Consider the following 10,780-nt stretch of genomic DNA (forward strand, 5'->3'; position numbering starts at 1 on the left):
ATTTCACCATTTTCATATAAATTTAAATACTCTAAATAATTATTATAATTTTTTATTGATTTTTCACTTTGCTTTAAATTATATTGAGCCTTAGCCAAATTATAATATAAATCAATTTTATCTACCGTTTTATTTTTAGTAAGATTAATTCCTTCTAAAGCAATTTTTTCTACTTCTAAATATTTATCCGATATCATAAGCATTTTTACATAATTACAATAAATATATTTATAAAATTTTCTATCTTCATTACTATTAATTAATGAATTATATGATTTTTCTGCTTCTTCTAAAGCTTTTCTATAATCACCATGCATACCATAAGTTACTGATAATTGAAATCTATAATATAAATTATTAGGATTCTTTTCTAGTTCTTTTATTAATAATTCGCTAGTTCTTTTGAATTTTCTTTCCATAAGCTCTTTATCAGTGGCTAAATATCCATAATGTAGAAGTAATGAATTTAACTTTTTAACTGGCTCCTTCCAAGTAGGTTGATTATGAACTGAACCAATATACTTGAATCCAGTTTCATTTTTAAATAATCTTAGGGTCTCTACTGTAGAAGTCCTATTTAAATTATTTTCATCTACAACATTTTTCCCATATATAGTAGCTGCGTTAAATTTCAAGTAACATCCATCTTTAAAGAAACTAATTATATCATTACAGTTTTCTAAAACTTCATCTCCATCAATACATAAGAACCATTCTCCAGAACAATACTCAAGTACCTTATTCCTCATTTCAGAAAAATTATTATTCCACTTATGGAAATAAACTTTATCTGTATATTTATTTGCTATTTCAACTGTCTTATCTTCTGAACCAGTATCTACTATAATTAATTCAGATTCAATATTTTCTAAAATAGGTTGTAATGAAGCTAAACACTTATCTAAATATTTTTCTTCATTTTTTACCATCATTCCTATACTTAAAAGCATATTTATCTCTCCTTTAAACTTTATATTATATTTGTCGAAAAACATTCTATATACTTAAGTAAAAAAGAAGCCAGAGTTGCTACCCTGACTTCTTTTTATCATATTTTAAAATCAATCAATTATCTTAGTAATTGAAGAACTCCCTGAGGTTGTTGATTTGCTTGAGCAAGCATAGCTTGTGCAGCTTGTTGTAAGATGTTATTCTTAGAGAATGTCATCATTTCCTTAGCCATATCAACGTCTCTTACTCTGCTTTCTGCAGCTGTTAAGTTTTCAGATGAAGTTCCTAAGTTGTTAATAGTATGCTCTAATCTATTTTGCATAGCTCCTAATTTAGATCTTTCAGCTGAAACTTTATTTAAAGCCTTATCAAAAGCTGCTATAGCGTTAGATGCATTGTCGTGATTTGATACATCTAATGCTGCTTCACTAGCAGTATCAGAAGTACCATCTGTTACTCCATTAGCTTTTGTAAATCCATCAGTATCTGCAGTTCCAGTTATTCCCAGAGCAGCTGCTCTCATATCATAAATTTCAGCAGTCATACTTTGACTTTCGTTTGCACCTATTTGAAGTTTTGCACTAGTTCCTGTTCCTGCAAGCTTTCCGCTATTTAGCACATCTACTTTTAGAGAAGATTCAATATCTTTAGTTGACTCTTGACCTGCTTTTTGAGTTAAAGTCAATTTAGCATCACCAGCTGTATAAGCTGCTACATCATATTTAGCCTTTAATGTATTATCTCCTTCTATCGCTGTTTTTAAACTAGCGAATAATGCATCATCAGTAGCACCTGTAATTGCTAAATCTACGCCATCTATTGTTACTGTTCCTGCTGATAATGTTCCTTTTAATTCGAATTTACCAGTAATAGCTGCACTACCATCTTTTTCACCATTTAATAATTTTTGAGTATTAAATTCAGTAGTATTTCCTATTCTATTAACTTCTGAAGTTAATTGGTTAATTTCTTTTTGGATTTCTGCTCTATCAGATGCAGTATTTGTATCATTACCAGCTTGAACTGCTAATTCTCTCATTCTTTGAACGATTGAGTGAGTTTCATTTAAAGCTCCTTCAGCAGTTTGAATCATTGAAATACCATCTTGAGCATTTCTTGAAGCTTGGTCTAAACCTCTGATTTGACCTCTCATTTTTTCAGATATAGCTAGTCCTGCTGCGTCATCTCCAGCTCTGTTAATTCTAAGTCCTGAAGATAATTTTTCCATTGACTTACCTGCAGCTGTTGTGTTTGAAGTCATATTTCTGTGTGCGTTTAACGCGTTCATATTGTGATTAATAATCATAATAAAATTCCTCCTTGATTTTTAAATTCGACATCCTTGTCTTTTATTTATTTAAACCTACCTATGTAGATAAGTTCTCTATATAGAGACTTTGCTTAAGCTTTATATTATATATATCGTTTAATAAAATAGAACTTTATACTTTTTTCTAAAAAATTTTACATTATTTTTATTATCTTTAATTAAATAATTATATCTTTGCAGTAAAAAAATTATTAACTCTTCTATTTTTTTCATAAGCATTATTTGCATTTTTTATATTATGCAAATTTCTTATTTCCTCTTTAACTAAGATTCTCTCTTTTTCTATAGTTTCTTTTAGCTTTTTATCTAAAGCTATTAAGTCCAATTCTAAATATGCTTTTTTTACTTCTTCTCTATTATTTTCATTAGAAAATAATTTTTCTAATATTTTTCCCCTTTTATCAAGAAGCTTTAATGCTTCTTCTTCATTTTCTATTCCATTTATAATGGATAATGTTATCTCTCTATATTTTTTAAGTTCTTCTAATATCATATCTTAGCTAAGTCCTAATTGTTGCATTAAATAACTTTGTTGGGAATTATACTTATTCATCATAGTTTCTAAGTTTGCATATTTAGTATATAAAGCTTGCTCTCTTCTTGAAAAATCTTTTTCCATATCAGACATCTTTTGTTCATATTTTTCAATTGATCTTGTTATCTCATTATTATAAGCTGTTGCAGATCCTTCAATACCTGCTTTTTTTATTATAGAAGATGTAACAGTTACTGTTTCATTATATAATATATCTTTAACCCTTTGTAACAAGCCTGTTTTAGAGTATTTTTGCCCTTCTGATAAAGTTTCATCCTTAGGTGGAGACTTTATAAACATATCCATTACTTCTTGGGAATTTCCTTCTAAAGCTTTAGTTAGCTTATCTTCATCTATAGTAAAGGTTCCATTTTTCGTTCCTGAGTAATCTGAAACTGACTTAATTCCTATTTTTTCTAAATTTAACCCTGTTCCATCAACTAAAGTTCTCATAGCTTCTTTTAAGCGATTTGATATTCTAGTTAAATCATTGTCCTTTGAAAGTTGTCCTTTTTCCACTTTTTCATTCCAAAGTTTTATTTCATCTTCAGACATTTCCTTCTTTTGGTCTGCAGTTAAGGGTGTAAAATCTCTATTTCTCTTTTCTGATGTCAAGGTATTTAATTTTTCCACTAACGTATTATAATCATTAAAGAACTTAACTAAATTATCTTTAATTAAAGTTACATCTTGCTTTCCACTTACAGTTATTCCATCCTCTGGTATTTCCCCTGTTAGCTTAAAAGTCACTCCATCTAAGGTAACAGTATTAGACGTTCCAGTGTGTGTATAAATTCCACCTTTACTATCTTCAAATGTAATTTTTGCATCTCTACCTTCAGTTATTTCACTAGATCCCTCTATGATAGATAAATTTATTTCATATTTAGAACTATTGGTTTTAGATTTTAATACTAATTCACCATTATTTAATTCGGCTTTAATATCAATATTTTTTTTAATTAATTCATTATTTATATGTTTTAATAATTCATCCTTTTTATTATCTGTATCAATGTTTGTAAAACTTGATAAATCTATTAAATTTCCATTTATAAATATTTTATTACCCGCTACTTTATCTAGACCCACTTTATTAGTAGTTGGACTTCCATCCTTCCACTCATTAAAACTTCCATTTTTACCATTAACATTAATTTGTGGATCATTAACTGAACCAGCAATAGTACTCTTAAAGGTGATTTCACCACCATCAGTAATATCTGCCGAAAAATTATATTCTTTCAATTCTGCATTTAAAACTTTTTTAAGCTTATCAGAATCTACCCCTGAACCATCATCCTTTTGTATATCCTTACCACTAATTTTAATATCAACTTGTCCTTTTTCTGTTTGAAAAGAAATTGTGTTTGTATAACTTATTTTAAAGTTCTTTGTAGTAAATCCTGTTATAGAGGCATATGTATCATCAACACCTTTAACTTCTTCATTTATATCTTCTCTTTTCCCTCCAATAGTAAAACCACCATTTTCACCTAACACAGTAGATTCAAATATAAATCCTTTTGCATTGTTACCTGCATCTCCTGCAAAATCACTATATCTTACAGTTACATTAATACCAGCTGCCTTTAACTCATCAGTTAAATTATTTGCCTGTTCTTTTTCAGTATCACCTTTTAATGTAAATTCTTTTCCATTAATGACAACCTTATTATCTTTAATTCCATCTGTTTTCAATACTGCTTTTGCTGCTTTTCCAGTAGTTCCTGTAATTTTATAATTTTCTGCTTTTGCATCTCCTGAACCTGATACAGTTAATACATTTTCATTTGAGGAAGTAAACTGTACAGATGACCAATTCTTACTTAATAATAAACTATTACTACTAGCTACATCAAAATACTTATTGTAAAACTCTCTTGAATCCTTAATTACTTCTCTATAAAGCTTTTGCTTTATTTCTAGTATTTCTTTATCTTGGCCTTTTTTATCTATCTTGATTCTATATGGCTTCATGGAATTTTTGATTATTTCATCCATATCTAAGCCAGTTGCTAATCCTGTGATTCTCATTTAAACACCCCCGTTTTTCAATTAATAGTTGACAATTAATAATTAACAATTGATGTTGGAATTCAGTGAACTGAGTTCCTAAATTAATATCTTGTTATTTTATTTATCTAATATGTTACTTCATTTTCTTAGATATCTCGTATGCTTCATGCCAAGTGTCTCTTACACTTTCTATTACTGGCATTAGCTCCTCCATCATTTTTGCATCTTTTTTTAAGTTAATTTCAAATAGTCTAGTTTTTATAAAGTCATAAACTTCGTATAATTGTGATGCCCAATCTCCTGCATTTCTATCTAAAGTTACCATTAGTTCTGTGAAAATATCTTGAACCCTTACTAAGCTTTCATGACTTTTCTTTGTATCTTGCTTCTCCAAGGCTTCTTTTGCTACCTTTGCAAATCTAACTGCTCCATCTACTAACATTAATAATAACTGTTCCTTTGATGCGTAGTTAACGCTATTATTTTTATATGCATTTAAGGCATTATTACTATACATTTATTATTTCCTCCTACTTTTTAACATCTAAAAAAGTGCCTCTACCTAGTAAATTTATATCTTCTTCTTTTTCTGCTTTTAGGCTTATAGTTGGTTCTTGAACTTTGCTTACATCAATAGTAATTTTTCCTTTGCCCTTTTTCATTGCTTCTTCTTTTACATATTCCTTGAAGAATTTTTTCTTTTGCTTTTCACTATCCTTATTTATACTTATAGTTGATTTTCTATGAACCTTACCATCTTTAGTTTTTTCATAAAGCTTTCTTCTGATATCTGTATCAATTTTATTAAGTAAGAAATTCATAGCTCTCCCCCCTATTAAGCCTTTTTATCTATAGCTACACCAACTAGCTCAACCATTCTAGCTATTAGATCTAGAATTTTTTTAGGTGGACACTCCATTATAACTTCCTTAGTATCTTGGTCAATTATTTTTATCATAATATCACCAAACTTTTCATGAACTGAATACTCTGCATAAGTATTTTCATCCTTAAGGAACTTATTTAATTTATCTACAGCCTTAGCTATATCTTCTTCTCTATATCCTTTATCTTTTGCTGTTACAGCTTTTACTGCATCCTTGCCTGCTGGAACCTGCTTAACTTCAATATTTGTATCAATATATGAAGTATTACCTAGGTTAGCTTGTCCTCCTTGACTTGTAACCTTAAAATCCACTTTAAATCCCCCTTTCTTTCAATTAACAGTTAACAATTAATAATTAACAGTTTTGGTTGAAAGTCAACGAGTTGACTTTCTTTAATCTAATTTTTCTTATAAAACTCCTGAAGGAGCTTTATAAATATCTAAGTTTGTAATTTGGAACAAATTACTTCCTTCATTTTTTCATTCTTTAATTCTTTACTTTTTTCATTATTAAATGTATTATTTTTCTCTGATTTTCAATCCTTTTAATAAATCAATATTGATTTTCGCCGCTTCTTTGTTTTCTTCTTGAACCTCTTCAAATAATTCTTTTCTTAAGATAGTCTTTTCCTTAGGTGCCTTGATTGCTAGTTTAACACTTCCATCTTCAATCTTGGATACTGTTATTTCTATATCATCACCTATTAAAATAGACTCACCCTTTTTTCTAGTTATAACTAACAAATTAACACCTCTCTTTTGCAATTAATAATTAACAGTTGACAATTAACAATTTAGGAAATAATTCAGCATAGCTGAATTATAAATTAAAATCTTTAATTCTTAAAAACTCCTAAGGAGTTTATTCCTTAATTCTTTCATTTTTTCATTCTTTCATTATTAACTTCTATTTAAGAAACTCTGTAAGAGTTTCTTCCTAAATTCTTCATTCTTAATTCTTCATTTTTAATTTATAAAAACTTTAGTCTTTATACTGTATTCTTCTTTATCCAGTATATATTGTTCCCCTTTTTTGTCATTTATATTTATTACTAGAGGTGCTTTTAAGTTTGCTGTTATATTTTCTAGCTTTTCACTTAAGGTTACTAATGAATATAAAATAACATCTTCTTCTTTTTGTATATTTAGATTTTTTATTATTTCTTCATTTAGTTTTATTTCATAATTTTCTTTTACTATAAATGGCGATATTAATATAAATCCAATATCCTTGTCTTCAATTGATTGAATTATGCTAAAAGGGCTATCTTCTAGTGCTTCTCTTATTATGTATTTTTTTAAATTAGGGAAGCCTGGTATCCCTTTTTCAAAGGTTATTATTTCATTTTCTTTATATGTTATTTTTCCATGTATAGGTGACATTATTTCCATTTTAATTCTCCTATCTTAAGAAGTCTAATAGTGATGGTTGTATTATTTTTGCACTTACTTGTAGTGATGCCATATAAACACTTTGTGCTACTGTAGCTTCTATAGTTTTTTCTGCAAAATCTATATCTTCTGTTTGAGATAATATATCTTTTAGGTTAAAGTTTTGTTCTTCATTTTGAGAGCCTGCAGAGTCCATTCTATTTTGCTTAGCTCCCACTTCTGCTCTTACCTTTAATAAATTTGTTACTACTTCATCAAGATCACTTAAGTTTTCACCAGTTATCTTACTACTTTCAGTTGGATCCTCTGATGCTACATTATTAGTTATATCTTTAAGCAAATCCATGGTATTAATTTCTTTACCATTTTTATCTTTAAATAGTAGTAAATCTGTAGCTGATACATTGTAGTCCATAGTTACGCCTTGTGAAACTTCTACTTCTAACTTACTTCCAATCATACTAATTTGATTTTGTACCATTTCATCAGTATCATTTAAGTTAAGAACTTCTCCATCCTTACCACTTAAATACATATAATTATTTCCTGTGGTAATATCTTTAGTTGAACCTACTGGCTTAGAATTACCTTTAGTTCCTCCAAATATATATTTACCATCAAAATTTGTGTTTAATATTTGAGTTATTTCATTTACTTTTTCATTCATTTCATCTTTAATAGCCTTCTTTTCATCAGTTCCATAACCTGCATTTCCTGCTGAAACCATAAGCTCTCTAAACCTTTGAAGACTATTACCTAGCTGCTCCAGTGCTGTATCTGTTGTATCTAACCAGTTAGTAGTATCTTTTATATTTTCATTATATTGAACATTGGTTGATATATCTCTACTTAACTGCATACTTCTAGCAACTTTAAAGGGATTATCAGAAGGTCTTCTTATTTCCTTACCTGAAGTTAATTGGTCATTAAGTTTCTTCATACTATTTTGATTTCTTCCAAGATCCCTTAAAAAACTCTTACTCATCATCTGATTTGTAATTCTCATTTTCCTACCTCCTATCTCTTAAGTCCATTTATTATTACTTCTAATAGTTCATCTACTGTTGCTATTATCTTAGCATTTGCATTGTATGCATGTTGGAACTGCACTAAGTTAGCCATTTCTTCATCAAGAGATACTCCAGAAACTGAAGCTCTACTTTCTTCAATACTATATAATAAGTCTTCTTGGTTAGTTACCATTCTTTGAGCTTCTTGAGCTTGTACTCCAAGTCTATCAATAGTATCTTTAAAGTAAGAATCTATCTTCATTCCAGAAGTACTACTTTCTACATTTAACCCATTATTACTTAATGAATTTCCACCCTTATTTTTATTAAACATATCACTTCTTGACTTAACAGTTTCATTAATATCTTGTATTCTAATTAAAGAATCTCTAAGTTTAGCTATAGCTAAGGCTCTTGCACCATCACTATCTCCATCCATAATATTTTCGTTAGTGTATTTATATAAATCATCATGAGTCTTAGTCTTAATCTTCATAACATCTTCTAATATTTCCTTATTTATAGAAATATTTTTAGCTGTTATTTCTTCTTCAGCCTTTAATGTAAAATCTAAATTACTTAAAGTACCGTTACTTCTATAGCTTGCTACATCTTTATTTACAAAGAAAGGTAAATAATCCTTATCTACATCTCCAGTATTATTAAGTGGATCTTCTATACCACTATGAACTGCATTTACTGAAAAGGCTAAAGCCTTAGCAAGCTTATTTAATTGATTCATATAGTCTTCGATATCTTTTTGAACTGAAATTATACCACTAACACTACCTGTTTCAGGTTTAAACATCATAAGTTCAGAGTATCCAATTGTATCTCCATCCCTTATAGGATATCCATCCCCTCTTACTGCTTGTCCATTACTATCTGCCCATATAACTCTGCTATCTTTAATTTCCTTTGCTTGCTCTAGAGTAATTCCTGAAACTTTTAAAGTCTGTTTATTAGCTTCGCTATCCATATTACCATTTTTATAATATGTAACTATATAAGTCTTCCCAGATAAATCACTTTCATCAAGCTTAACATCAGTAACATATGAAAATCTTGATACATCTCCATTAGGACTAGAGTTTACTAATAAATCAGCCTTCATTTTTCCTGAGCTAGTAGGTTTAACATCTACTCCATTAAACTCTTTTTTATCTACTTGAATACCGAATTTATAACTTAATTGATCTAATAGTAAGTCTCTTTTATCCATTAAGTCATTTGGTGCATTCCCTGATACAGTAACACTTATTATTTCTTGGTTAACTCTATCTAGTTGTTCAAGCATACTATTAACTTCAGTAACACTGCTCTTTAGCATATCCTGAGCATTAGTTTGAAGCCCTTCAAGCTTTGTATAAGTTGCATTTAATGCATCTGCAAGTGCTGCTGATTGTTGAGCTACTACTGTCCTAGCATTAGAGCTATTAGGTTGCTTAGATAGTTCTTGGAAAGAATCAAAGAATTTCCCCATTAAAGTAGATAACCCTGTTTCAGATGGTTCATTAAAAACACTTTCTACTTCATATAAGTAATTATTTCTCATATCGTACTTTCCGAGTACTGCATTTTCTCCTCTAACTTGATAATCTAGGAAGTTGTCCCTTACTCTTTCTATAGCTTGTATTTGAGATCCTGTACCCAACTGCCCTGCCCCTACAGAAGATCCTCTAGAAGCTCCACCAAAAGGTCTTGAAGTTTCTATCTTCGCTCTTTGTCTAGAGTATCCTACAGTATTAGAGTTAGCTATATTATGAGAAGTTACATCTATACTTTTTTGTTGTACATTCATACCCCTTTTTGCAATATTAAATGTTGAAAATAATCCTGACATAATCCATCCACCTATCTTTTTATATTTCCATAAGAATTATACGTTGCTGCGTCTTTTTTAGGATTCATTATGTTTAGTAGTTTATTAGTAAAAGCTAATTGTTGCTTTATCAATAATTCGTTAGTATCTTTTTGAAGTATAAGTTCATTTAACAATCTTTGCATTGCTCTATACACTTCATCTAATTCACTATCTTTTGAATTATTAACATATTCCCTAAGAGATGTATTACCTAAGAATTTTCTTCTTTGAACTTCTGCTTCTGCAACTTCTTTATTCTTTAATTGTATTTCTTCTGTTATAGCCTCCATATTAAATACATCCTTATTTAATATAAGCTTATACTGCTTATCAAGAAGCACTAATAATTCTTCAAGTCTTTTACCTTCTACTATTAATATTTCCTTTAAACTACTCATCCTTAATCATTCCCTCTCATTGAGTCTAAAATTCCCTTTGCAATAAGTCTTGCATCATATGAATAAGTTCCGTTACTTATTTCATTTTTAACCTCTGCAACTCTTTTCTTATTGTCAAAATTTCTATCTATTCCATAATCTCTTAATGCTTTTGAAGCATCTGATAATTCTATTCTGTCGTAAGTTCTTTCAGTCTTAACTTTATTTACATTATTAATTGTTTTATTCTTATAATAATCAATTCCATTTGAATAATTTATACCTTTAATATTCATAGTAACCTCCAAACATCTTATATTTTATATATCGAATCAGTTTTTTAAAGGTTTAGTAATTTAAAGATTAATAAATCATTAATATAGTTAATTGGTATTAAAAAGTGTAAATAATAAGTT

General features: G+C 28.8%; 13 protein-coding genes. All 13 read right to left on the bottom strand.

Going from position 1 to position 10,780, the window contains the following annotated elements; translation table 11 throughout:
• The coding region (locus tag E6248_RS08455) for a glycosyltransferase family 2 protein (RefSeq protein WP_316340380.1) at positions 1-950 on the bottom strand (950 nt) is incomplete at its 3' end.
• Between the two features lie 119 nt (positions 951-1,069).
• Positions 1,070-2,257, bottom strand: a complete 1,188-nt coding sequence (gene flgL / locus E6248_RS08460; protein WP_316340381.1) for a flagellar hook-associated protein FlgL — start codon at positions 2,255-2,257, stop codon at positions 1,070-1,072.
• 190 nt (positions 2,258-2,447) lie between these two features.
• Positions 2,448-2,774, bottom strand: coding sequence for a flagellar protein FliT (locus tag E6248_RS08465; RefSeq protein ID WP_316340382.1), 327 nt, complete (start codon positions 2,772-2,774; stop codon positions 2,448-2,450).
• A 3-nt stretch (positions 2,775-2,777) separates the two neighbouring features.
• Positions 2,778-4,853 (bottom strand): flagellar filament capping protein FliD, encoded by a 2,076-nt coding sequence (gene fliD, locus E6248_RS08470; protein ID WP_316340383.1) that lies wholly within the window; start codon positions 4,851-4,853, stop codon positions 2,778-2,780.
• A 115-nt stretch (positions 4,854-4,968) separates the two neighbouring features.
• Positions 4,969-5,352, bottom strand: a complete 384-nt coding sequence (gene fliS / locus E6248_RS08475; RefSeq protein WP_316340384.1) for a flagellar export chaperone FliS — start codon at positions 5,350-5,352, stop codon at positions 4,969-4,971.
• A gap of 13 nt (positions 5,353-5,365) precedes the next feature.
• The gene (locus E6248_RS08480) at positions 5,366-5,656 is read right to left on the bottom strand and encodes a hypothetical protein (RefSeq protein WP_316340385.1); all 291 of its coding nucleotides are present in this window, start codon (positions 5,654-5,656) and stop codon (positions 5,366-5,368) included.
• 14 nt (positions 5,657-5,670) lie between these two features.
• Positions 5,671-6,033, bottom strand: coding sequence for a flagellar protein FlaG (locus E6248_RS08485; protein ID WP_316340386.1), 363 nt, complete (start codon positions 6,031-6,033; stop codon positions 5,671-5,673).
• 207 nt (positions 6,034-6,240) lie between these two features.
• A complete protein-coding gene (gene csrA, locus E6248_RS08490; protein WP_316340387.1) occupies positions 6,241-6,465 on the bottom strand; it encodes a carbon storage regulator CsrA in 225 nt (74 codons plus the stop codon).
• 222 nt (positions 6,466-6,687) lie between these two features.
• A complete protein-coding gene (fliW, locus tag E6248_RS08495) occupies positions 6,688-7,113 on the bottom strand; it encodes a flagellar assembly protein FliW (RefSeq protein ID WP_316340388.1) in 426 nt (141 codons plus the stop codon).
• A 10-nt stretch (positions 7,114-7,123) separates the two neighbouring features.
• Positions 7,124-8,119 carry a flagellar hook-associated protein FlgL gene (flgL, locus tag E6248_RS08500; protein ID WP_316340389.1) on the bottom strand — a complete coding sequence of 332 codons (996 nt, stop codon included), beginning with the start codon at positions 8,117-8,119 and terminating at the stop codon, positions 7,124-7,126.
• Between the two features lie 11 nt (positions 8,120-8,130).
• Positions 8,131-9,966: a flagellar hook-associated protein FlgK gene (gene flgK, locus E6248_RS08505; protein ID WP_316340390.1), complete on the bottom strand. Its 1,836-nt coding sequence runs from the start codon at positions 9,964-9,966 to the stop codon at positions 8,131-8,133.
• Positions 9,967-9,977: 11 nt separating this feature from the next.
• Complete coding sequence (locus E6248_RS08510) at positions 9,978-10,385, bottom strand: flagellar protein FlgN (RefSeq protein WP_316340391.1); 408 nt, start codon at positions 10,383-10,385, stop codon at positions 9,978-9,980.
• A gap of 2 nt (positions 10,386-10,387) precedes the next feature.
• A complete protein-coding gene (locus E6248_RS08515) occupies positions 10,388-10,660 on the bottom strand; it encodes a flagellar biosynthesis anti-sigma factor FlgM (protein ID WP_316340392.1) in 273 nt (90 codons plus the stop codon).
• Positions 10,661-10,780: the final 120 nt, after the last annotated feature.

The sequence above is a fragment of the Clostridium sp. genome (assembly GCF_032552055.1).
In the GTDB taxonomy this organism is placed as follows: domain Bacteria; phylum Bacillota; class Clostridia; order Clostridiales; family Clostridiaceae; genus Clostridium.

Coding starts and splice junctions, on each gene's coding strand:
- fliD (WP_316340383.1), bottom strand. CDS start 4,853: ATGAGAATCACAGGATTAGCAACTGGCTTAGATATGGATGAAATAATC.
- fliS (WP_316340384.1), bottom strand. CDS start 5,352: ATGTATAGTAATAATGCCTTAAATGCATATAAAAATAATAGCGTTAAC.
- E6248_RS08480 (WP_316340385.1), bottom strand. CDS start 5,656: ATGAATTTCTTACTTAATAAAATTGATACAGATATCAGAAGAAAGCTT.
- E6248_RS08515 (WP_316340392.1), bottom strand. CDS start 10,660: ATGAATATTAAAGGTATAAATTATTCAAATGGAATTGATTATTATAAG.
- E6248_RS08510 (WP_316340391.1), bottom strand. CDS start 10,385: ATGAGTAGTTTAAAGGAAATATTAATAGTAGAAGGTAAAAGACTTGAA.
- flgL (WP_316340381.1), bottom strand. CDS start 2,257: ATGATTATTAATCACAATATGAACGCGTTAAACGCACACAGAAATATG.
- flgK (WP_316340390.1), bottom strand. CDS start 9,966: ATGTCAGGATTATTTTCAACATTTAATATTGCAAAAAGGGGTATGAAT.
- E6248_RS08465 (WP_316340382.1), bottom strand. CDS start 2,774: ATGATATTAGAAGAACTTAAAAAATATAGAGAGATAACATTATCCATT.
- fliW (WP_316340388.1), bottom strand. CDS start 7,113: ATGGAAATAATGTCACCTATACATGGAAAAATAACATATAAAGAAAAT.
- flgL (WP_316340389.1), bottom strand. CDS start 8,119: ATGAGAATTACAAATCAGATGATGAGTAAGAGTTTTTTAAGGGATCTT.